The organism is Planctomycetaceae bacterium (genome assembly GCA_041398785.1).
GTDB lineage: Bacteria > Planctomycetota > Planctomycetia > Planctomycetales > Planctomycetaceae > JAWKUA01.
Genome location: JAWKUA010000005.1, coordinates 179680 through 202568, shown reverse-complemented (window position 1 = coordinate 202568; position 22889 = coordinate 179680). Strand labels below are relative to the sequence as shown.

The 22889-nt window shown below is 60.2% G+C and carries 23 protein-coding genes and 1 pseudogene; 20 read left to right on the top strand and 4 right to left on the bottom strand.

Features of this window, described 5'->3' with window-relative positions; genetic code table 11:
- The first annotated feature begins 80 nt into the window (after positions 1-80).
- The 3 genes from R3C19_07895 to R3C19_07885 all read left to right on the top strand — a co-directional run bounded on the left by R3C19_07895 (position 81) and on the right by R3C19_07885 (position 1588).
- Positions 81-533, top strand: coding sequence for an RbsD/FucU family protein (locus R3C19_07895; GenBank protein MEZ6060265.1), 453 nt, complete (start codon positions 81-83; stop codon positions 531-533).
- Between the two features lie 157 nt (positions 534-690).
- Positions 691-1203, top strand: coding sequence for a DUF6263 family protein (locus tag R3C19_07890; protein MEZ6060264.1), 513 nt, complete (start codon positions 691-693; stop codon positions 1201-1203).
- Positions 1204-1264: 61 nt separating this feature from the next.
- Positions 1265-1588 (top strand): hypothetical protein, encoded by a 324-nt coding sequence (locus R3C19_07885; GenBank protein ID MEZ6060263.1) that lies wholly within the window; start codon positions 1265-1267, stop codon positions 1586-1588.
- Between the two features lie 51 nt (positions 1589-1639).
- Here R3C19_07885 and R3C19_07880 read toward each other — a convergent pair whose 3' ends face one another.
- On the bottom strand, positions 1640-1834 hold the full coding sequence (locus tag R3C19_07880; GenBank protein ID MEZ6060262.1) for a hypothetical protein: 195 nt from the start codon (positions 1832-1834) through the stop codon (positions 1640-1642).
- A 505-nt stretch (positions 1835-2339) separates the two neighbouring features.
- Here R3C19_07880 and R3C19_07875 point away from each other — a divergent pair.
- The 13 genes and pseudogenes from R3C19_07875 to R3C19_07815 all read left to right on the top strand — a co-directional run bounded on the left by R3C19_07875 (position 2340) and on the right by R3C19_07815 (position 11785).
- The gene (locus tag R3C19_07875; GenBank protein MEZ6060261.1) at positions 2340-2867 is read left to right on the top strand and encodes a hypothetical protein; all 528 of its coding nucleotides are present in this window, start codon (positions 2340-2342) and stop codon (positions 2865-2867) included.
- On the top strand, positions 2819-3922 hold the full coding sequence (locus R3C19_07870) for a DUF6605 domain-containing protein (GenBank protein ID MEZ6060260.1): 1104 nt from the start codon (positions 2819-2821) through the stop codon (positions 3920-3922). Before R3C19_07875 ends, R3C19_07870 begins: the two co-directional genes overlap by 49 nt.
- Before the next feature lie 217 nt (positions 3923-4139).
- Positions 4140-4925: a heparin lyase I family protein gene (locus tag R3C19_07865; GenBank protein MEZ6060259.1), complete on the top strand. Its 786-nt coding sequence runs from the start codon at positions 4140-4142 to the stop codon at positions 4923-4925.
- Between the two features lie 511 nt (positions 4926-5436).
- Positions 5437-6249: an OmpA family protein gene (locus R3C19_07860; GenBank protein MEZ6060258.1), complete on the top strand. Its 813-nt coding sequence runs from the start codon at positions 5437-5439 to the stop codon at positions 6247-6249.
- Between the two features lie 9 nt (positions 6250-6258).
- Complete coding sequence (locus tag R3C19_07855) at positions 6259-6939, top strand: hypothetical protein (protein ID MEZ6060257.1); 681 nt, start codon at positions 6259-6261, stop codon at positions 6937-6939.
- A 104-nt stretch (positions 6940-7043) separates the two neighbouring features.
- On the top strand, positions 7044-8354 hold the full coding sequence (locus tag R3C19_07850) for an O-acetylhomoserine aminocarboxypropyltransferase/cysteine synthase family protein (GenBank protein ID MEZ6060256.1): 1311 nt from the start codon (positions 7044-7046) through the stop codon (positions 8352-8354).
- 80 nt (positions 8355-8434) lie between these two features.
- Positions 8435-8836 (top strand): ribonuclease P protein component, encoded by a 402-nt coding sequence (gene rnpA / locus R3C19_07845; protein MEZ6060255.1) that lies wholly within the window; start codon positions 8435-8437, stop codon positions 8834-8836.
- Between the two features lie 5 nt (positions 8837-8841).
- Positions 8842-9069 carry a membrane protein insertion efficiency factor YidD gene (yidD, locus tag R3C19_07840; protein MEZ6060254.1) on the top strand — a complete coding sequence of 76 codons (228 nt, stop codon included), beginning with the start codon at positions 8842-8844 and terminating at the stop codon, positions 9067-9069.
- Between the two features lie 466 nt (positions 9070-9535).
- Positions 9536-9871 carry a molybdopterin dinucleotide binding domain-containing protein gene (locus R3C19_07835; protein ID MEZ6060253.1) on the top strand — a complete coding sequence of 112 codons (336 nt, stop codon included), beginning with the start codon at positions 9536-9538 and terminating at the stop codon, positions 9869-9871.
- Positions 9872-10018: 147 nt separating this feature from the next.
- Entirely contained in the window at positions 10019-10180 is a 162-nt protein-coding gene (locus R3C19_07830) for a hypothetical protein (GenBank protein MEZ6060252.1), read from the top strand.
- 44 nt (positions 10181-10224) lie between these two features.
- Positions 10225-10386: a hypothetical protein gene (locus R3C19_07825; protein MEZ6060251.1), complete on the top strand. Its 162-nt coding sequence runs from the start codon at positions 10225-10227 to the stop codon at positions 10384-10386.
- 58 nt (positions 10387-10444) lie between these two features.
- Positions 10445-10792 carry a hypothetical protein gene (locus tag R3C19_07820; protein MEZ6060250.1) on the top strand — a complete coding sequence of 116 codons (348 nt, stop codon included), beginning with the start codon at positions 10445-10447 and terminating at the stop codon, positions 10790-10792.
- 12 nt (positions 10793-10804) lie between these two features.
- Positions 10805-11785: pseudogene (locus R3C19_07815) on the top strand (formylmethanofuran dehydrogenase subunit B).
- 27 nt (positions 11786-11812) lie between these two features.
- Here the strand turns inward: R3C19_07815 and R3C19_07810 are convergent.
- Positions 11813-13753: a GDSL-type esterase/lipase family protein gene (locus R3C19_07810; GenBank protein MEZ6060249.1), complete on the bottom strand. Its 1941-nt coding sequence runs from the start codon at positions 13751-13753 to the stop codon at positions 11813-11815.
- Between the two features lie 395 nt (positions 13754-14148).
- Between R3C19_07810 and R3C19_07805 the strand changes: the two genes are divergently transcribed.
- Together R3C19_07805 and R3C19_07800 are read left to right on the top strand one after the other, a co-directional pair.
- Complete coding sequence (locus R3C19_07805) at positions 14149-15498, top strand: NAD(P)/FAD-dependent oxidoreductase (protein ID MEZ6060248.1); 1350 nt, start codon at positions 14149-14151, stop codon at positions 15496-15498.
- A 93-nt stretch (positions 15499-15591) separates the two neighbouring features.
- A complete protein-coding gene (locus tag R3C19_07800) occupies positions 15592-15837 on the top strand; it encodes a hypothetical protein (GenBank protein ID MEZ6060247.1) in 246 nt (81 codons plus the stop codon).
- A gap of 369 nt (positions 15838-16206) precedes the next feature.
- Here the strand turns inward: R3C19_07800 and R3C19_07795 are convergent, their stop codons facing one another.
- A complete protein-coding gene (locus R3C19_07795) occupies positions 16207-18768 on the bottom strand; it encodes an ATP-dependent Clp protease ATP-binding subunit (GenBank protein ID MEZ6060246.1) in 2562 nt (853 codons plus the stop codon).
- A gap of 462 nt (positions 18769-19230) precedes the next feature.
- On the opposite strand from R3C19_07795, the gene R3C19_07790 reads away from it, so the two are divergent.
- Both R3C19_07790 and R3C19_07785 read left to right on the top strand, forming a co-directional pair.
- Positions 19231-20979, top strand: coding sequence for a thiamine phosphate synthase (locus R3C19_07790; GenBank protein ID MEZ6060245.1), 1749 nt, complete (start codon positions 19231-19233; stop codon positions 20977-20979).
- 27 nt (positions 20980-21006) lie between these two features.
- A complete protein-coding gene (locus R3C19_07785; GenBank protein MEZ6060244.1) occupies positions 21007-21780 on the top strand; it encodes a phosphoribosyltransferase family protein in 774 nt (257 codons plus the stop codon).
- Between the two features lie 375 nt (positions 21781-22155).
- On the opposite strand, the gene nadD is transcribed toward R3C19_07785, so the two are convergent.
- Positions 22156-22824, bottom strand: coding sequence for a nicotinate-nucleotide adenylyltransferase (gene nadD, locus R3C19_07780; GenBank protein ID MEZ6060243.1), 669 nt, complete (start codon positions 22822-22824; stop codon positions 22156-22158).
- Positions 22825-22889: the final 65 nt, after the last annotated feature.

The following is a 22889-nucleotide window of genomic DNA, read 5'->3' as shown; positions in this document are numbered from 1 at the left end:
AAAGCCGACGAATGCATCGCTATCATTGTCGGCCCCGCATTTCAAACCCTGAATCCCGACCCCTGCCCCCTCAACTCACCATGCTTCGATCCGAACTCATTCATCCAAAGATCTCCGAAGTGGTTGCTCAGGCCGGGCATAGTTCGAAGATTCTGATCGCTGACGGAAACTATCCCGCGTCGTCGGCGATTGGTCCGAAAGCTCAGCTTGTCAGTCTGAACCTGGCTCCCGGCATCGTGACGGTTGCTCAGGTGCTGAAAGTGCTGCTGGCGGCCGTGCCGGTGGAAGCGGTCAACACGATGGGAATGCCGGACGACGATCCGTATAGGCTGGACCACGATCCTCCCGTGTGGGACGAATACCGTGACATTCTGAGGACGGCTGGCGTTTCGGTGGAACTGCAGCCGATCGAACGCTGGGATTTCTACGACGCGGTCGCGTCCCGCGATCACGTGCTGACCATTCAAACCGGCGATCAGGCGCTTTGGGCGAATCTGCTGCTGACCGTGGGAGTCCGCAAGGCGGGAGAATAGCGATTCTCACTCGCGGACTGGCTTTGAGTCGAAACGGGCTTCCGCACTAGAATGCGTCACAGTGCCAGGAAGGTTCGCCATGTTGGCGAATCTGCAGGAGGCTTCGATTGGCGCCGATTTTCGGCCCGTCGAACAACGCTGATTCAGGGAGACACTGATGAGACTGATGCGATCCGTGCTGTTACTTTCGCTGTCTGTGGCTGCGATATCCCCTTCGTCGTCGAATGCTCAGGATCTGCTGCGCTGGAAACTGAACCGGGGCGAAACGCTGAATTACACGGTTCAGCAGAAGATGGAAATGTCCGTCAATGTCGCCGGAACCGACGTCACCAACACCATCAACCAGAAGATGGGAATGGTGTGGAACATCTCCGAAATCGCCGCGTCGGGTGACGTGATCATGAATCAGGTCATCAACCGCATTCAGTTGCGGATGGAGAACTCGCAAACGGGAACGGCGGAATTTGATACTCAGGATCCGACGCCGCCGGGAAATCCTTTGATGAAGGCGATGGCGGACACCTTCGGCAACATCGTCGGCAAGGAATTCACCGTCACGATGAAGCCGACCGGCAAGGTTGACGAAGTCTCGATTCCGAAGGAACTGCTGGATGCAATTCGCAATTCGTCCGCCGGCGTTCCCGGCAGTCTCGATACGAAACCGCTCTGAAGCAGATGATGAAACAGACGGCCGTCACGCTTCCCGACCAGGAAGTGTCTCCGGGAGATACGTGGACGACATCGCAGTAAAGATGGAACTGCCGTTCGGAACGATGGAACTCAGCCCCAGGATGACCGCCCGTCGGCCGGGAATCGGATCCACAAATCTTGCGATCATCGACTTCACACCTTCCGTCACGCTGCAGCCTTCCAAAGAAGACGCGCCGGTCGCCGTGTCCCTGGAAAGTTCGACGGGCGCCGGTCGCGTGAAATTCGACATCAACACGGGTCAGCGTCGACAGCATGTTGATGAAAATGTGGAACGCATGACGCTCAGCAGTGAGGCTCAGGGTCAGAAGTTTCCAGGCAGACCGTCAAACAGTCGACGTCAATGACGCTCGAACAAAGTGAAGCGAATCTTCCCGACACTGGTCGTACTGGCCAATCTAAGCTTGCTGGTCGCCGTTGTTCGCGGCCTGAACATCGGCGACGCTCAGCAGGCGGCTGCCGCCGTCCAGCAGCGAATCGGCACGCACATGCTGATCGGCACTGGGAGCGTGCACGACGTTTGCCGCTCTGGTCCACGCCATTCTGCTGACGCCATACTTCATGGGAACCGGCCGCTGGATCGAAGAGACCACGCACGCATACTCACTGGATGCCGCCCTGCACGGACATAACCAGCAAACTCAAATACGGCCTGCTGCCGGGGATGACGCTGGTCCCAGCCACGCTGGTGACGACGGGGAGCTCTGGGAGCCGTCGCGGACCCGGCAACCCCCGCGTCGCTGGACGGCACGCTGGCCTGACCGCAGCCGCACAGATCCCATTTCTTTGCGGCCGTCGGCACGGTGATTGTCAACCTGCTGGTGAACTTTCAGGAGTACCTCGCCGTCCGTCCGGCGCATAAATACCGCGGTAATCGACAGCGTCATGGGCGAGGTTCATCGCATCCGCCGTGGAACGCGGACTGCCCGTCGATTAGCCGACGCCCGTGGAAAGTCGGCCTTTCCCGGCGTACGCTGCAGCCGATGACGGTTTGATGAAACCAGCGAGGTTCGCGCACCCGGATGACATCGCCGTGTTGCGTGTGTATGCCACGACGCGCGGCGGCGGCCGTCGTCGGCACGCGAAATGGAAACTCCCATGACAGCATTCCGTTCCGAACGCGGTTCTGAACACGGCGGCGTGGACCGCAGAGATGTCCTGAAGTCCGCCGTTGCGTCGGCTCTGGCAGGCGGCACCTTTCCCGCTTCGGCTGCCGCTTTCGACGAACCGCCGACGGCGCCGCGAAGTTCGCTGATTTCCGAGGAGAACTCCCGGACCGGCACGACCGACTGGCAGTTGACGCGAGTCCGCATCAACTCGGGAAAATATCGCACGTCGCTGATCGAAGGTTACTGTTCGCGACAGTCGGTCGCCGCCGCTGACACTCTGCAGTTTTTTGTCAGCACCGAACCCGCGCGACGGTTTACGATCGACGTGTATCGCATGGGCTATTACGGCGGCAGCGGCGGTCGGTTCATGCGGCAACTGGGACCGTTTGACGGGAAGACTCAGCCCGTGCCGCCAATCGGCCCTCTGCCCGGCCGACTGCGCGGTGTCAGTGGGAACTCAGCGCCGAGATCACATTTCCCAGGGACTGGCTCAGCGGCGTGTATCTCGGCAAGCTGACGACAATTCCTGAATCGTCGTCGGAACCGTACTGGCAAAGTTACGTGATTTTCATCGTCCGGGACGATCGCCGGGCCGACGTGCTGTTTCAGTGCAGCGACAACACCTGGCAGGCGTACAATCGCTGGCCGGACAACGAGTCGCTTTATACTCACCCCGACGGAGCCCATGCGCCAGGCGTCGCCGTCGCCTTCGATCGTCCGTACGGGATGTACACGCAGATTTTCGAACATCCGCTGTCGACCGGCTCGGGAGAATTCCTGCTGTGGGAATTTCCGCTTTGCTTCTGGCTGGAAAAGCACGGCTATGACGTCACCTACGGTTCGAACAGCGACACGATTGACGCCGACTTTCTCACGCGATGCCGCACATTCGTGAGCGTCGGGCACGACGAATACTGGGACCAGCGCCAATACCGCAGTGTGGAAACGGCGATCGAATCCGGGGTCAGCGTGCTGTGGCTGTGCGGAAACTCGGTGTTTATCGATTCGCCGTTTTCGCCGAACGAAACCGGGGCTCCGCGCCGCAGAATTCACAGAGCCGGCTGTTACGGACCGTTGCGGCAGGACGAATCCGAAAAGTATCCGACGCTGTTCACGGGCCTGCAGAGCACCGGGCCGGACGAACGCCGGATCATCGGTGCTCGCAGCGTCGTTCCCTTCAACGGCGGCGGCGACTGGATCGTCACGAAACCTGACCACTGGCTGTTCGCGGGAACTGAACTGCGCGCGGGGGACAGGATTCCCGGACTCGTCGGCTGGGAACATCACGGGGAACCGGATCCCGATCGAGCGGGACTGGAAGTGCTGGCGGAAGGCAGCGTCTGGGCCGGAGGAACCGACGAAGGGCATTACACAGCAACAATGTTTCCCGGTCCGAAGGGAAATATCATCTTCAACGCGGCAACGATTTTCTGGGCTCAGGGACTGGCCAGCCCGCCGGGTCACATCATCCCGTGGTCTCACTTCAGCCGACCTCACGGCCCGGATGAGCGAGTCAAAAAAATGACTCACAACCTGCTGCAGCAGACTCTGCGGACTTCGAATCGCGACTAACCCGGCCGGAGCAAACGAGCCGTTCTCGTTCCATGGGCTCCTGCTCTGGAACGCAGTGCCTGGAAGACGCCGCCGCGCGCGGGTCGGCCGAACGATCGCTCGGAAGGTTCAGCGGCGCGAATTTACTCGCGAACTTTCCTTCGCCATACTGCTGTCGGCCATGAAGCCTCCGTTCCCGCCGGCACACGCCGAAAGACAACTGAATCCGGAGTCGCGCATGAGTTTCCCGCAACGACGTCTCCTGTTGCTCGCAGGTCTGTTCGCCATCACAGCCGTTCATTCCGTTTCGGGAACCGCCGACGTCATTTTTCAGGCGGACTTTGAAACCGGTGATCTGAGTCAGTGGAAGGACACCGGTACCGCCAGCCAGAACGCGAGTTCTCGAAATGTCGAGGTGGTCACGGACATCGTGCAGCAGGGGAAGTACGCAGCGCGGATGACGATCCACGAAGACGACGTCTTCAACGACCGGCAACTGCGAGTCCAGCTTGGCGGCCCGCGTGTCGAAGTTCAGGAAGGTTCGGACACGTACATGTCGTTCTTCCTGTACATGGCGGAAGCTCCAAAGGATCGTGACAACTTCTTCTACTGGGAAGGAGCTCCGCCGCCGCGGTGGCGAAACGTGATGACGTGGTGGGTTGAACCGAAGGAAGGTGGCGGCACCGTGATTCGCTACGGCACGGGAAATCTCGGACGCGACGGGCTGCACTGGGAACACGATTTCGAAATTGGTAAGTGGCATCAGGTCGCAATGCACGTTCACTGGTCGGAAGATCCGGACGCCGGCAACGTGAAGCTGTGGTTCGACGGCAGGCCGGTTCTGGACAAGCACGTGAAAACGAAGGGCCCCGAATCCGTGTACTTCTGCCAGCCCGGCATCCATCGAAGCCCGCACCGATCGTCTGTGGATACGATCTCCTTCGACAACTTCAGCCTTGCCGACACGCTGGAAGAGGTGCTGCCAAAACCGGCGGCGGCTGAGTCAAAAGCAAACGCCGAATGAAATACGGTGCTTTGCGGAAGTGCAGCGCGTGTTGCTCGGTCGGCCCTCACCCCGATTTTTCTGCAGGACGCAGAAAAACCTCCCGTTCCCTCTCCCGCGTCGCGGGCGAGAGGGCATTGCGTGACGCCCGACGGGAAAATCAACGGCATTGCGGTTAAAGGATTCAGGAAACTGCAAAACGTTGACGGCAATTTGTGCGGGCGGTCATTCCCTGTCCTGAACCACCGGACACGGGTCACACGGCGACGCTGCTGCAGCGAATGACGCGGTTTGGTCCGGGCGCGACCGGCAGGATTTGCAGCAGAAGGACGGCTGGCTGACGCCAATCCTGCTGGCGGAAATCGGCTGTCCGGCAGGAACTGCAGCACAGCGGGGAGGCGTTCGCGTCGGTGTTTGCCAATCGCTCCGGCACGCTTCAAAAAGGTTCAAACGGCTGTTTTCGTTGGTTTCGGACGGATCTATAAGTTGCCTCCCCCGACCTTCGTTTCGAACCTGCAAAAAGCAGTCTGTCATGAACATCCCTGTCAGGACTCTTCACCTGGTTGTGGTTTTCGCGGTATCGATCGGCAGCAGCGGTTGCCTGCACGAACGCTTCGTGCCCGCCGATCAGCTTGCCGCGTCGCAGCTTCACGCCCAGACTCTGTATGCCGAAAACCAGCAACTGATTTCCGCGAACGCCGAGGCAGCTCAGGTCATGGCGGGGCTGGATTCGGAGCGTCAGATGCTGGCTCAGCAGCTTGGACAGACCGAATCGCAGCTTGCGACATCCAATTCCCGGATCGATAACCTGCTGAAGGAACGTTCCGAACTGAAGGACCGTTACGGCAATCTGCTGCGAAACGGTGATCCGCTGCTGACGGGAAGCCCCGGTTCCGCGGTTCCGGGATTCGAATTCGACCCCGTGACGGGACTGAGTCGATTTCCGGAAGACGTGTTGTTTGATCTTGGCAGCGCCGAGTTGCGTCCCGAAGCGATGCCGATTCTGAAGAAATTTGCGTCAACGGTGCAATCCGGTTCGGCCCGGAACCTGCGAATCGTGATTGTCGGACACTCCGACGACCAGAACATCGTTCGCCCGGCAACGGCCGCCAAGCATCCCACGAACTGGCATCTGTCGACCGACCGTGCCGATTCCGTCGTCGTGCAGCTTTCGCACCTGGGCGTCACGGAGGAACGGATGGCCGCGATGGGTTATAGCAAGTTCCAGCCACTGGAAGCCTCGACGTCGGAATCATCGCGACGCCGCAATCGCCGCGTGGAACTTTATGTCGTCCCGGACGCCGGCGGATTGGCTCAGTGGGACCCGGCGAAGTCGCTGCGTTAATCCGGTCTCTTGAAGTCGCAACCACTGCGGCTGGTGCTGAGCGGCCTTTGTTCCGCGGAACTGCCACAACGCTGCGTTCGGCGGACTCTTCAATTGTCGGACCGACAATTGCGGAACTACGATGGACAGAACATCGTGTGTCCGCTGGCTGTGGAGTCTGCCCTGATGGCCGCAGTGCCTGACGATTCGGAGCCGAACGCCAAAGTCGCCGTCGCTCGCCGTTTCGGCGTCGGCGAATGGCTGCTGACTGCGGGCCTGGTGCTGTACGTGGCGTCGATGTTTCTGCCGGTGCTGGAGGTCGAGATCGCCGCTCCGCATGCGATAGTTGGATGGGAGGCGGCATGGATATGCGCGGGCGGGCTGGTCGAGGTATTCAAGACCGGACCTTCCGTCCTCGGCGCGGCCCTTCTGTTCACCGGGCTGCAGCCCAACCTGTGTTTTCTTGCCGGCTGGACGATCGTGTGGTGGAAACGCCCGACGGTTCGCTGGCTGACGGTCGGCACATTCGGCGCTGCGGCAATTCTGGCGACTGTTTTCCCATTGCTGATTAATGGCAACCAGGACTCGGTCGCGGACGTGTACCGCGAACTCATGGTCGGCTACTACGCCTGGATACTGTCGTTCGTTGTGATGGCACTTGGTGCGGCACTGCGGCTGCGATCAGTTGAACGTTCGCACGATAGTTGCTGAACTGCACGCCGCCTGCTGTGCGGCATGGGAACGGGACGATCGCCCTTCCAACCGGGCCACGCAGTCTTCGCCGGCAATTTTCGGAACCTGAAAGTGTCATCTCCATGAAGCTTGAAACCGCCTGTCTACATGCCGGACAGAAGCCTGATCCCGCGACGAATTCGCGCGGCGTTCCCATTTACCGCACAAGTTCCTACGTCTTCAACAGCACCGAACATGCCGCGAATCTGTTCGGCCTGAAGGAACTGGGCAACATCTATACGCGGCTGATGAATCCGACTCATGACGTGCTGGAACAGCGAGTCGCGCAACTGGAAGGCGGCGCGGCCGCGGTGGCTCTGGCATCCGGAACCAGCGCCGTTTTCTACAGCCTGATCAACATCCTGAAGGCCGGCGATGAATTCGTTTCGGCCAACAATCTGTACGGAGGCTCATTCACTCAGTTCAACGACATCCTGCCGCAGTTTGGCATCACGCCGCGGTTTGTCGATCCTGTCGACCCGAACAATTTTGCCGGGGCCATCAACGATCGCACCAAAGCCGTGTTTTGCGAAACGGTCAGCAATCCGGGGCTGGAGATTTCCGACATCGAAGCGATCGCGAAGATTGCTCACGATCACGGACTTCCGCTGATTGTTGATTCCACGTTCAGCACGCCGGCACTGACTCGGCCCATTGAACACGGTGCGGACATCGTTGTGCATTCGCTGACGAAATGGATGGGCGGCCACGGAACGGGTATCGGCGGGGTCGTCGTCGACAGCGGAAAGTTCGCCTGGAAGAACAACAACTTCCCGCTGATGAATGAGCCGGACAGCAGCTACCACGGCATCCGCTGGGCTCACGATCTGGGCGACTTGTCCCCGATCGCGTACGCTCTTCGCATGCGAGTCATCCCGCTGCGAAATCTGGGTGCGTGCATTTCTCCCGACAACGCATGGATGTTTCTGCAGGGCATTGAAACTCTGCCGCTTCGCATGGAACGTCACTGTGTGAATTCGCTGGCGGTTGCCGAATTCCTGCAGAACCACCCGGCCGTCGAATGGGTCCGTTATCCGGGAATGAAAGGCGATTCGAATTTCGCGAAGGCTCAGAAATACCTCGGCGGGCGCGGCGGTTCGATGGTCGTTTTCGGAATCAAGGGAGGAGCGGCGGCGGGCAGCCGGTTCATCGAATCGCTGAAGCTGTTTTCCCACCTGGCAAACGTCGGAGACGCCAAGAGCCTTGCGATTCACCCCGCCACGACGACTCATTCGCAAATGACGGAAGAACAGCAGATCGCCGGAGGAATTCCGCCGGAAATGGTTCGTCTGTCAATCGGCATCGAACACATCGACGACATCATTGCCGATCTGGAGCGGGCACTGGATTCCGAAGTGTCACCCGAATTCCGCCGCACCTGGATTCCGGGATAGTCGTCCGGCTGCATGGGCGGAACCGGACAACGCAGAATCTGCAGCCTCGTGCGCCAGGCGTTCCGCATCGAAAGTCGCCAGTGGATCCCGCTGACCGAAATTTTCGCTTCACAAAGCAGCAGCGTTTGCGCAGCACGGAACAGTTCCGGCGGTGCTATGATGACGGTCAGCGTGCGGGAGACGACCATCTGCTGGTGTTCGCCCTGAGAAACGGCCTGCAGCTCACGCGAGTCGGACTCAGTGTGTCGAAGAAACACGGCAACGCGGTCGTCCGCAACCGGAAGAAGCGACTGCTGCGGGAAGCCTACCGGCTGCTGCAACATGAACTTCCGGCCGGACTGGACATCGTCCTGATCCCGCGACAGCGGCAGGATTCAACGCTGGCTGATTTTCAGTCGTCACTGCGGCGTCTTGTCAGAAAAGTGGCTCGCCGACCGCCGCCCGCTGCGAAAACGACCGATGGCGGAGAATCGCGGAAATGAATCTGATGCAGTCGATCACAGCCGTCCCCGGACTGATCGTCATCCTGCTGATTCGCGGCTATCAGACATTTCTCAGTCCGCTGGTCGGCCGCAACTGCCGGTTCCACCCGACCTGCAGCCAGTACTTCATTGAGGCCGTGCGAAAGTACGGACTCGTGATCGGTTCCTGGAAGGGAATTCGACGCATCAGCCGATGTCATCCGTGGAACGACGGAGGCTTTGACCCGCCATGACCCGTAAGAAATCTGGGATAGCCGGGCGAATCTTCGCACGACGCCCCTGCGCGCCTGCGCCGACACGACTGCGCCGGACGTCGCCAGGTTCGGCGCGACACATCGCAGTGCCCTCCCAGCGTGCTTTGATGCGGGCTCCTGGCTGTGCCAGTGCGGCTGCTTTGTGGAACCCACTGGCACAGCCAGTGCCACACAACTCATCAATTCCGTGCTGACGAGGCGGCAGTCGAATCTCGCCGAGATAATGCAGACTTTCCGGCCATGCGTGCCGAAAAAATTGCGTGTTTCCGTTTCAGATGCCGAATGACACGTGCTGCCGTCTGGGCGAGACGGAGCCACGAATTGGCGACACAACCAACGCGCGCAAGGCGGTGAACCTGCGTTGCGGCGTGACCTGCGTGCCGATAAACTCGTCGGCCGATTCGATCATTTCCTTCCAGAACAACTCCAGCCACCTCGCCGCAACATGTCATCCCGGACTTTTCTGTTAAACGCCGCCCGGACGTCTCAACAGGGCGTGCAGATCAATGTCGGAAAAGACGGTGACGAATACCAGGCGATCGTCAACACGCTGACACTGCATCCCGATGACATGGCGGAACTGGGCCTGAACACGGGCGACAGCGTCCGCGTCAGTACGGAATTCGGTTCGGCCGAATTTCAGTGCGAATCGGGAAAAGTGCCGGAAGGCATGATCGTCGTTCCGTATGGGCCTCCCACCTGTCGACTCATGGGCGGCGATACCGAAGGCACGGGAATGCCGATGTCCAAGGGCTGGGAAGTGACTGTCGAGAAGATCTAAGACTGTGATCACATCCGGACTCATAATCTCATGAACTGGCTCGTTGTCATCGGATTCTCAGCTGTGGTCTTCGCATTTGCAGTTGGCATTGTCACATGCCTCTTCAATGCGATGACGAGTGAATCCGCATATGATCGACGTCGCAACATGGATGCGTACATTTCCGACGAGGAGTTTCTCCAGGCGTGCTCGGTCAAAGATCCGGAAATCGCGTTTGGAGTGAGAAAAGTACTGGCCGACTGCCTTGGTCTGGACGAGCATCGAATTCATCCGAATGATCGGATCATTCAGGATCTGGGTGCTGAGTGACATCCGTGTTTCAGAATCTGAAATCTCAAATCTGAGCATTTTCCATGTATCACAATCAGGCTGAATTTCTAAGTAGTGCGGACAGTCCGCACTTCAGTACCGATGGCGACTCGAACTCGGACATCGCTCCGTGGACGGAAGTCGAAGCCGGGCGATTTATGCCGCGGCGAGTGCGGGGAAGCTGCCACGGCCGGGCTCTGGGCTGAACATTTACGGTCCCTTCGTCCGGTTCGGACGATAACAACTGCAACGACGAGTACCGAAATGACTCTTCAGGTAATTGACAACGCAACCTGCACGTTCTGCGGATGTGTCTGTGACGACATCCAGTTGCACCACGACGAAGTTCGCATTCACGAAGCGAAGAAAGCGTGCGTCCTGGGAAAAGCGTGGTTCCTGAACCATACGGCCGAGGAAAAATATCCCGCCGCTTTGATTGACGGCCGGCCGGCGACGCTGGACGAAGCCGTCGAAACGGCCGCCACGCTGCTTTACGAAGCCGACATGCCGCTGGTGTACGGCATGAGCAACACGACGTGTGAAGCTCAGAAACTGTGCGTGGCCATGGCCGATCAACTGGGAGGACTGCTGGACAGTCACACGTCGTTGTGACACGGTCCCACCGAAATCGCCGCCCAGTTGGGTGGCAAAGTGACCTGTACGCTCGGTGAAGTAAAGCAGCGAGCGGACTTCATCGTCTATTGGGGCGGCAATCCGGCGGAATGTCATCCGCGGCACTTCACCAAATACACGCTGATGCAGAAAAGCAAATTTCTGCCGCGGGGTCGCAGGGATCGCACGTGTGTGCTGGTGGACATACGCGAAACCAAGAGCGCCAAAGCGGCCGACATCTTTCTGCAGGTGAAGCCCGGCAAAGACTTTGAACTCATCACCATCCTGCGGGCACTCGTCAAGGATCAGAAAGTCACTGACGAACAGATCGCCGAAACCGGTCTGAACCGTGAAACTCTGGACGACCTGGTTCACCGGATGAAATCGTGCCGCTTCGGATGCATGTTCTTCGGCATGGGCCTGTCGATGACTCGCGGCAAGCACATGAACAGTGCGGCCCTGCTGACTCTGGCGGCCGAACTGAACGCATTCACCAAGTTTGTGGCGATGCCGATGCGGGGTCACGGCAACGTAACCGGAGCCGACGTGATCATGCGCTGGCAAACCGGCTATCCGTTTGGAATCACGTTCAATCGAGGTTACCCGCGCTACAATCCGGGAGAATTTTCGACGGTCGACGTGCTGGTGCGCGGTGACTGCGACGCAGCATTTATCATCGGCGCGGACCCGGGAGCCACGATGCCTCAGCCGGCGATCGAGCACCTGAAACGCATTCCCACCATTGTGCTGGATCCGCATGTGACCCACACCAGCAAGCTGGCTCGCGTCCACTTCACGACGGCACCTCAGGGAATTGCCGCCCCCGGCACGGCGTACCGCATGGACGAAATCCCGCTGCCTCTGAAACCGGCTCTGAAGTCGCCGTATCCGACCGACGAAGAAGTCGTTCGCCGGATCATCGCCGCGATCGGCGAAAAGCCGTTCTGGATTCCCGACGGCAGCCGTCCGCAAACCGTTGCGGCCCTTGGCTAACGGCACGGCAACGCCCGCGCCGCGCGGCTATGGCTTTCGTGCCGACCGGACGGTGAAGGTCTGCCATTGCGGCTGCTGCACCTGGAAAATCTGCTGTTCCAGAGCATCGATCAGCGGATCAAACCGGGCGATTTCGCTGGCGTTGTTTCCCTGTTCGTGTTTTCGGAATCCGAACAGATAGGTCACGTTTTCCGGCCGCCAGCGATGAAAATACAGCTCGTTCTTCTTCACGATCAGAGACCGCAGGGCCTGGTACTGAGGATCCGCCCCGAAGTAGGTTACGGTCCTGCTTTGTGAGGCCGTCGGCTGAGGAACGCTGACTTCGACGAGTTCCAGGCTTTGAGTCTGATCGTCGAATGTTGCGTCGATCGTCTCCGAAACGATCGCGTCCGAACCGACGGCGGGCAGACGTACCACGGTCGGCCACGGTGACAACTGAGTGCGCCGGAACTGAAACTGCACCAGCACCGTGGAATCGTCGGCCGGCTGCCAGCCGATGTCCTGCAGTTGCCCCGAAGTCGTTTCCACGTTCGTATCGGCGGGATGGACGGCGATCCCGGCGGCTGGTGGCGGCGTTTCAAAAAGTCGTTCCGCCAGCAGCACAGCCATGCGTTCGTAGCCGGCTTCGTTGAAGTGCATTCCGTTGTCGGTCCACTGCGAAACCCGACCGGCAATCAGTTCCGGATGATCGTCGACGCTGATTGCCGGCGTCGCGCGACCGGGCAGCAATTCGGCGTCGATCCGCAGCAGAGACGCCTGCATGTCGGTGATCAGATCAACAAATTTCGCGTCCCGCCGTGAAGCGATTTCCTTCAGCCAGCCGGCGCACGTCCGCAAGGCGTCGTTCCAGTGGCGAGGATCCGGCAATGGCTCCGCGGCCGGAAGAAACGCGTGCGGCGAAACGATCACGAAACCCGCCCCCGTTGTCGACAGGTCTTCGATCAGCCTTTCGAACTGAGCAACAAAGCGGGCTTGCGCGTCCGGGCCCGCGCCCCACTGCATGGCTTCGTTCTGTCCGTAGCACAGAACGATCAGGCTGGGTTCTTCCGCGCGAACATGTTCGATCATTCGCAGGTAACCCTGTTCGGGGGAATCAAAAATTCCGCGAGATTCCGAAAAGACCGTGTCGGCGCTCCACCCGAGATTTCGGAACGTCACGTGACGGTCGCCGGCCGCCGCTGTCAGCACCGCTTCCAGATGGCCAAAACTCTGGGCTCGTTCGATGAACGTGGCCCCCAGCAGGACAACATGATCGCCGTCCTGAAATTGAAACGGACGCGACGACAGCCGTCTGTCGGCGGATTGCCGCTGCCAGTGACGAACTCTGATGCGATCCGCGGCAATGCCGGAGACACGCAGTTGGTTGTCTGGAACTGCCGCGTGCCATTCACTGGCCAGACCTCGCGTGTTGGGGTTGTCGTTGAAATCCGTCTGCTGCCAGCCGACCGGCGGCGCCTGGTCGCTGACCTTCCAGTCCTTTCCGGTGACGGTCAGAGTTCGGTCGTTCGGTGCCGTGAGCCAGACGGCTGCCTTCGCGGGAGTGTTTTCTTCGGCGGGAACAACAGACACGGCGATGCCGTTGTTTCCAGAACGCAGCAGCGCCGTCACGTCGAACGAAACCGCGTGACCGGAGAGGTCACTGAACACCAGACGTTCGTTCTTCAACAGCCGCTGACCGTTGAAATAGACCGATGTCACGCCGTCAGCTGCGATGTTCAGCACACAGCCCGATTCCGGCGGCGGGTTCAGGGCCACAACGTGCCGAGCCCACAGCGCGGGCGGATCGGCTTCGTCGACTGCGTCCGGCGCGGGGGGCGCGGCCGTCAGCCATGCCGGATCTGCGACCGAATCCTGAGCGTCAGCACGATCGCAGACACCGAAAACAGTCAGCGAAGCGACGGCCAGCACCGCGTTGACGGCAAGCCGCCGGCAAATCGTCCGGAATTCAAACGGCAAGGACTGGTTCATCGAGCTGCCGGGAAAATGAGGGCAAGAGAAGTTTTTCAGGCCACGATCTAAAGGATAGTCAAGATCCGGCGGCAGCCAAATTGCTGTTCGAAATTCGCGGAATCGGCCGGCCCCGGCACAATTCGGCCGGGCCTCGGCACAGTTCGGGACACGGCAGTGCTTTCGAGTCGTTCCCGACATCCGGAACCCCGGCCGGTGCGAACTCAGCGCGCGGATGTCGCGACGTGAATCTTCAGCGAAACCGTGCCGCAGGCCGGCGAGCGGCCGCTCGTTCCGCAACCGTCGATTCGCAACACTTCCCGACGACTGTCCGTTGACGATTTGCCGACGCATCGTTCAGAATCCGTCCGGACGCGCGGCGATACTGCCGGATGAAACCATGAGGGTGAGGACGGATGGCGCAGCAACATGACGTTGTAATTCTTGGCGGCGGGCCGGCGGGAAGCACAGCCGCGACAATTCTGGCTCAGCAGGGCCTGAACGTCGTGGTGCTGGAGAAGGAACATTTCCCGCGGTTTCACATCGGCGAATCTCTGCTTCCCGCGACGGTCCGCATCTTCGACCGGCTGGGAGTTCACGATCGGATTCGCGACACATGCATTCGCAAGCCCGGCGGCAAGTGGCTTTATGGATCAAAGGAAGTCGCCGGAGACTTCAGCCGTCCCGACGGAAAAGCGGGCTTTCACCAGAACCCGTATTCCTACCTGGTCGAGCGGTCCGTCTTCGATGAAATCCTGAGCGATCGCGCGGCCGAATGCGGCGCGGACGTGAAGTTCGGCTGCGAAGTGACGGACATCGTCACCACCGGCGATCGACTGACGGGAGTCCGTTACCGTGATCCGCAGGGCGCCGAGAAGGAAGTGGCCGCCCGGCAGATTATTGACGCCACCGGGCTGCGATCGCTGATCCCGTCAAAGCTGCGGCTGCGGCATCGCACGGCGCCGCATCGCATGGGCATCTATGCTCAGTACGCCGCCGATCCCGGACGTGAAGATTCCCGGGAAGGCTGGTTTCTGGGACAGATGTTCTACGACGGCTGGACGTGGCTGCTGCGGCTGCCGGAACGGCGATATTCCATCGGTGTCGTGCTGTCGATCGACCGGTTCCGCAGATCCGGCATGTCTCCGGCGGAGCTGCTGGAACACCTGGTCGACAACAACGAGCTGCTGAACACCGGCATGTCGGCGGACCGCAGACGAATTTCCGATGTGATGGTCACCGGGCACATGGGCAATACGTCGGATGAACTTGCCGGAGAAGGCTGGGTCACGGTGGGGGACGCGGCCTACTTCATCGACCCGTGCTACTCATCCGGCGTTCATCTGGCGATGAATTCCGCGGAAATGGTGGCGGACGTGATCGCCGGCTGTTCGCGCGACGTGGACGTTCCGCTGAGCGCATTTGACGCCTACCAGCGAGAAATGCGGGCTCACGAAAAATCCGTCCACCGGATGGTCGACGCGTTCTACATCGCCAGCAGAAACACGTCGGTGCAGAAGCTGGTTACGACTCTGCAGGGCGGGTATTTTTCGCGAAAGTTCGTGACGTTTGTCGGCGGCGACTTCCGGAAAAACGCCAGCTTCATCACGCGATTCCGGATCTATTCGAAGATCGTCGGATCGCTGTTCGGAAACGATCCGTCGCTGCGGCCGGAAAATTCGCCCGACTATCTGATCGACCGCAGCATTCCGGCGGGACCGGCGGAGTGGCCCGGCCGCGTGCCGCAGGAAGGGATGTCGGCCTGAATTTCTTCGCCGTGACGTTTGCTTCCGGCGCGCGGCTGATACATTGTGCTGTTCGCAACATGTTTTCGGGATTCTGAAAGGTTGACTCGCGCGATGCGAAACACTGCCATCTTTGCCCTGCTGCTGTTCCTGTCACCGACAATCGCCGTCGCGCATCCCGGACACGGTTACGCCGCGACTCAGGACGGCGTCCTGCATTACGTTGTCAACCCGGTTCACGCAACACCCTGGATTCTTGGTGCAATGGCGCTGGCTGTGGCCTGCCGGCTTGTGATCGTCCGCCGAAATCGCCGGAAGAAATGCACCGGCAAAGCGACGAAACCACTGCAATCGAAGTAAGGCGTGCGCAGATGAGAATCTACCCGCAGGGCGCTGGCAGCGGTTCTCAGCGAACACAACCGCGGCTAGCGCCGTGCGGCTTGCGGGCTTGCTCACGACTGACCTGTTCGGCGCGGTTCGCTGAAGGCTGATGAGCGACCGGGGAATGCAACCGGGCGGGCCGCCGAGCTGCGTGTGCCGAAGCATGCCAAACGCGGCAGTGGCTCGGCAGGAGCCTCGCCCTCCCCGGCGGCCGCGCTTTCGGTTGCCGCGCCGGTGCGATTGTCACGCAATGCCGGTCACCGGCCGGGATTGCTGACTCAAACAAAAATGCCCCGCATGTGTCCATGCGGGGCATTCCTGTTTTGAGATTCCGGCAAAGGCCGGCTTCTATTCCTTGCCGGATTCCGCGCTGCCGACGCCGGCAAGTTCGCCTTCGGCCGGTTTGTCGGCTGCGGAACCTTCCACAAATTCACTCTCGAACTTCAGTTGCTTCTGGTCGCCGACTTCCGTGACTTTAACGCGGATCAGATTCTTGCCTTCGAAGGAGCCTCGCAGCAGTTCTTCGGACAGCGGATCTTCGACGAATCGTTCGACACTGCGTCGCAGCGGTCGAGCACCATAATCCAGACCATCGTCAGCTTCGCCCTTGTCGATGATGAATCCGCGAGCTTCGTCGGACAGCACCAGCTTCAGGCCGCGTTCCAGCAACCGGTCGTAGACCTTGGCCAGTTCAATGTCGACGATCTGCATTAATTCTTCGCGAGTCAGTTTCTGGAAGACAACAACCTCGTCCAGACGGCCCAGGAACTCCGGCTTGAACTGCTTCTGCAGCTCATGCATCAGGTGAGTCTTCATTTCCTCGTAAGAACGCTTGTCATCGGATTCCCGCAGCGTGTGCAGGCCCATGCTGCCACCGTGAGCCATCTTGCTGGCTCCGGCGTTGGTGGTCATGATCAGGACAACGTTCTTGAAGTCGACGGTGCGACCGAAACTGTCCGTCAGATGGCCTTCTTCCATGATCTGCAGCAGCATGTTGAAGACGTCCGGATGCGCCTTTTCGATTTCGTCCAGCAGCACAACGGCGTAGGGACGGCGACGGATTTTTTCCGTCAGTTGCCCGCCTTCTTCGTAGCCGACGTAGCCGGGAGGAGCACCGATCAGCCGGCTGACGTTGTGCTTTTCCATGTATTCCGACATATCGATCTGAATCAGAGCGTCGTCGTCGCCGAACATGAATTCCGCCAGCGTTTTTGCCAGCAGCGTTTTTCCGACGCCGGTGGGTCCGGAAAACAGGAACGCTCCGGTGGGACGTTTCGGATCCTTCAGACCGCTGCGACTTCGGCGAACGGCTTTGCACACCTGAGTAATCGCTTCGTGCTGGCTGATGACTCGCTTGTGCAGTTCGTCTTCCATCTGCAGCAGGCGCACCGCATCTTCGCTGGACAGGCGAGTCAGCGGGATTCCCGTCATTCTGGCGACGACTTCCGCGACGACTTCGGCATCGACGACGCCGTCCGTCTGCTTGGATTTTTCACGCCACTCATCGGTCAGTTGGTCCTTCTTCTTGCGAAGTTTGTCGGACTGGTCCCGCAGCGACGCCGCCTTTTCGAACTGCTGTTCGGCGACGGCGTCTTCCTTGGCCTGGTTCAGCCGCTGGATTTCGTCTTCAATTTCCTTCAGGTCCGGCGGCCGGACCATCGACTTCAGGCGAATGCGGGCACCCGCCTCGTCGATCACGTCGATCGCCTTGTCGGGCAGACAGCGAGCGGTGATGTAGCGGGAAGACATTTCGACGGCGGTTTCCAGCGCGTCGTCGGTGATCTGAACGCGGTGATGTTCCTCATAGCGTTCCCGCAGTCCTTTCAGAATCTCGACGGCCTGTGACGGAGACGGAGGATCGACAACGACGGTCTGGAAGCGACGTTCCAGAGCACCGTCCTTTTCGATGTACTTGCGGTATTCATCCAGCGTCGTAGCGCCGACGACCTGCAGTTCACCGCGGCTGAGCGCCGGCTTCAGTACGTTGGACGCGTCGATGGCGCCTTCGGCACCGCCCGCTCCCACCAGAGTGTGCAGTTCGTCGATAAACAGAATCGTGTTCTTCGCGCGGCGAACTTCGTTCATCACGGCTTTGATGCGTTCTTCGAACTGGCCGCGGTATTTGGTTCCGGCCACCATCATCGCCAGGTCCAGCACAATGATCCGGCGATCCGCCAGCAGATCAGGAACCGAACCGTCGACGACCATCTGAGCGAAGCCTTCGACGATGGCCGTTTTGCCGACACCCGCTTCTCCCAGCAGCACCGGATTGTTCTTCTGGCGACGGCACAGAATCTGGATTACGCGCTCGATTTCCCGTTCACGACCGATGACGGGATCCAGCTTCTTCTGCCGCGCGAGTTCCGTCAGGTCGCGGCCGAAACTGTCGAGTGCCGGAGTCTTGCTGCGCGAACCGCGGCTTTGCGAACCGCCTTCGCTGCGTTCGCTGGCGGCACCTTCCGCCGCTTCCATGCCGTGACCCAGCAGATTCAGAACTTCGTCGCGGACGTCTTCCAGCTTCATCCCCAGGTTCATCAGCACCTGAGCCGCGACGCCTTCCTGTTCGCGCAGCAGACCCAGCAGCAGGTGTTCGGTGCCGACGTAGTTGTGGTTCAGATTCCGCGCTTCTTCCATCGCGTATTCGATGACTTTTTTCGCTCGCGGAGTCTGGGGGAGTTTCCCCATCGTGACCATGTCCGGCCCCGTCTGAACGATCTTTTCCACCTCAATGCGAATCTTTCGAAGATCGACGTCAAGATTCTTCAGCACATTAGCGGCGACGCCGGAACCTTCTTTGACCAGGCCCAGCAGGATGTGTTCCGTGCCAATATATTCGTGGTTAAATCGCTGAGCTTCCTGGTTGGCCAGTTGCATGACCTTCCGTGCCCGGTCGGTAAAACGTTCGTACATGCGATTTCCTCTTTGAATCTAGTGCCAGCGATTCCCTGCCGGAAACACCCGCCACAATGACAGGATCAGGATGAAATCAGTGGTGAAGCGAATAACATGCCGGATTCTAGGTCTGGTCCGAAAGATCGACAAGACAGGCCCGCTGAGTCGGACAGCGAGCAAACTCGCGCCACGCGCGGCGTCTGTCGTGTCACACCCGGAGATTCCGGACCGCTGATTCCCGGAAAGCGACGTTTTTTGTGAGCTAAAGAGTGGACCGGCGAATTTCGTTCTTGTCTGAAAGACCCGCGCATGATTCCGCAGGTGTCGCTGTGAAAGATCAAATGTCGTCGGTTGCCCCCAAACGGCACGGTGCAGGATTCAACGGGCAGCGGGGAAGCGATCGTTCGGTCCTGCAGCGCTGCGAAGCACTTCGATTTCCATTGTTCCCGGCCGCCTGAAACATACTGCAATTCGTCACCGATGCCCTCTTCTTTTCCACAAACGACGACTCCGGCCGCGGACCGAATTCTGCGACGGTGCCGCATGCTGTCCGCCGGTCGGCCCGTCGGTGAATGGGCGGAAAACCTGGTACTGTGCCTGGTTCTGGACGAATCGCTGGCGGCGGGCTGTCTGGCCGGATTTGGCATCGACCAAGAAACGATCCAGACCGGAATTCTGGGACAGCGACTGGCCGCGACCTCCGGACGTGTTGATGAGCAATCAGTAGTCCTTCCGGCAATCAACAGCGCTAAATGGTCGACCGCCGCGTCGGACGAAACGGACAGCGTCGTCAACGATCCGGCACTGATTTCGACGCTGCTTGACCGGGCCGCCGCGATCGCTCGCAAATCCCCGGACACCGAAGGGATTTCCAGCGAACATCTGCTGATGGCCGTGACTCAGTGCGATGACCCGGTGGCAGGTCAGCTCGCGGAACTCGGTGCGACAAAGAGTGCCGTGGAGAAACATTTCGGAGTCGCTTCGACCACGGTTCGCGAAGTCATCGCCGTGTCGGAACAGCTCAATTTTCCGGCGGATTCCGGAGCAGACTTCGACGCGGATTCCGGAAGTCTCACTTCGCGGGTTGATCGATCCGCCGTCTTCCGGCTGCTGGATGCGAATCTCAACCGCGCTCGGGAAGGACTTCGCGTGCTGGAAGATTACGCTCGCTTCGTCCTGAACAGCGGCAACGCGACTCGCACGCTGAAGGAACTGCGGCACGGCCTGGTCGACGCGGAGAAACAACTGCGATCGCAGGTCACCGCGGCAGACGAGCCGGAGATCATTCGTCATCGAAACACCGCCGCGGATGTCGGGACTCAGATCATGACGGCCGGCGAACGGCACCGCACCGGCGCCGACGATGTGGTCGTCGCGAATGCTCGTCGAGTTCAGGAAGCGCTGCGCAGCCTGGAAGAATTCGGCAAGACGATCAGTCCGTCGTTCGCCGAAACGATGAAACAACTGCGCTACGATGCGTACGAAGCGGAGCGGCTGCTGAGACCAGCGGCCACCGGCGCGTCTTCGTCGTTGGCCATGCATTCACCGAATGGCGGCACGGACCGTGACAGCACCGCCCGGGACCGTCACCGGCGGCTGCAGACTTCGCGGGTCTGCGTTCTGCTGACTGAGCAGTTTTGTCGCCGACCGTGGCGAACGGTGGCTGACGAAATTCTGGAAGCCGGCGTCGATATCATTCAACTGCGGGAAAAACATCTGTGCGATCGTGAGCTGCTGGCCCGTGCCCGCTGGCTGCGCGATGCGACTCGCGAAACCCGCTGTCTGCTGATCGTTAATGATCGAATCGACATTGCCGCGGCTTCGGATGCGGACGGAGTCCACGTCGGACAGGAAGAACTCGCGCCCAAAGACGCTCGCCGCATACTGCATACGCCGCAACTGGTGGGCGTCTCGACTCATCGGATCGACGAAGCCGAAGCGGCCGCTGCGGACGGTGCAGACTATCTGGGTGTCGGCCCGATTTTTCCTTCATCGACAAAATCGTTCCGGGACTTCCCCGGCCTGGACTACCTGCGTGCGGCCGTTTCATCCGTGAGCGTGCCGTGCTTTGCCATCGGCGGAATCACACTGAACAACCTGGATCAGATCATCGCGGCGGGAGCAAGTCGCGTCGCGGTGTCGTCGGCTGTGCTGTCCTCGGATGCTCCCGGCGACGTCGTTCGCGAAATGGCGTCGCGGATTCGCGAAACCGGCGCGTCGCCCGAGTAGTTTGCCTCTCCGCCGCGGGACTCAACCATGCTGAAGCAAACTCTTGACTCCGGAAGATCGATGCTGTGCGCCGGAATGGACGTCGTCTTTCCTCAGCGCTGTCTGGCCTGCGCGACGCGGATCGACACGCCGGCGCGGGCGCGCGGCAGGTTGCTTCACGTCTGCGACAACTGCCGATGCTTGCTGGCCCCGGAGATTCCGTGGTCGTGTCAGCGCTGCGGCGCCGCCGTTGGAGCATTCGCGAAGACTCACGACGGCTGCCGGCACTGCCGCGGCCGGACGCTGCGTTTCCGATCGGTGACGTGTCTGGGCATGTACGAAGCGGCACTCAGGAAGGCGATTCTTCACGCGAAATGGTCGTTTTCCACGGTCGGCGTCAGAACTCTGGCCGGACTTCTGGCCGACGCGCGCCGTGACGAATTCTCGACGCTGAAGATGGATCTCATTCTGCCGATTCCGCAAAGCTGGCAGGGCCGGCTGCTTCGCCATTTCAATCCGGCTCATTCAATCGCCGACGAATTGGGACGAACACTGCGGGTCCCCGCGGATCGCCACGTCCTGCGACGAAGACGCAACCCGCGTCCTCAGAAGCGAGTCCCCGTGCTGCAGCGGTTCGAGAATCAGCACGGGTCGTTTCGAGTGCAGAATGACAACCATTTGCGGGGAGCGACCGTGCTGCTCGTCGATGATGTCCTGACCACCGGAGCGACATGCAGCGAAGCGACTCGCGTGTTGAAGCAGCACGGAGCCAAACAGGTTCACGTCGCGGTGCTGGCCCGCGTGCTGGATCATTCGGCGTGAATCCGGCAGACACCAGGCTCGCGCCTCGTCAGTCGAGTATGCGTTCCTGAATGGAATGGACTGTTGCCGTCATCGGTCGCGATTCGGGCGGCGCTGTCATTGGCCAACGCTTTCATCGGCCGGTTCTTGCACCGGGAGGGCGAGGCTCGTGCCGAGCCGCGTTCCTGCGCCAGAGGACGTCCGATTCTGCAGCGGCTCGGCGGGAGCCTCGCCCTCCCGATGGTTGCCATCTGTGTGAATCTGCGAAATCTGTGGACGGCTATTTCGGACCGCAACGTTCGTTGGCGGGACGACGTCCCAGAACGCTTTCCGACGGCTGCGCCGCACAACTTCTGCGAAGATGTGGTACCCGATGTGACCGGACGGACGACCGGGCTATTCACGGGGGCGATTCAAATCGCACACGTTTTCGTCCGGCGAGATTTGGTCCGGCGAGATTTCGTTCGGCAGATACAGTCCGTGTTGTTCGATGAAGACCTCAACGGCGCGGGGAGTCAGAAATCGCAGGCCGCGGCGGGAAGCCACTCGCTGCCTCAGGTCCGTTGCGGAAATGTCAGTGCCCGGCATGGACAGCACGATCACGCGTTCCGCCAGTTCTGCGCCAACCCACGCGACGACCTGCGGCGCGGACGGCGATTCGGTTCCGGGACGGTTCACGGCAACAATCGTGGCCAGTTCCGCAATTCGCTCCGGTTCGCGCCAGGACGGAACGTCGCGAAGTGAGTCCGCTCCCATCAGGAAGAACAGCTCGGCGTCCGGTGCTTCGTCGCGGAGTTCCTTCAGCGTATCGACGGTAAACGAACGGCCCGATCGTCTGATCTCGCGCCGGTCGACGACAAATTCCGGATAGCCGGAAACCGCCAGCTTCAGCATGTCAGCTCGCACATGTCCATCGGTGATCCGAACACCGGTTTTGTGGGGCGGCATTCCGGCGGGAATCAGGCGTACCTGATCCAGATGCAGTTCCTGGCGGCACGTTTCGGCCAGCAGCAGGTGGCCAAAATGGACGGGGTCGAAAGTGCCGCCGAGAATTCCCAGACGCATGAAGTCGCCAGTTCGCGGAAGGACGCGGAATGTGTTATCTCACCGCTCATCGACGAACGCAGCGG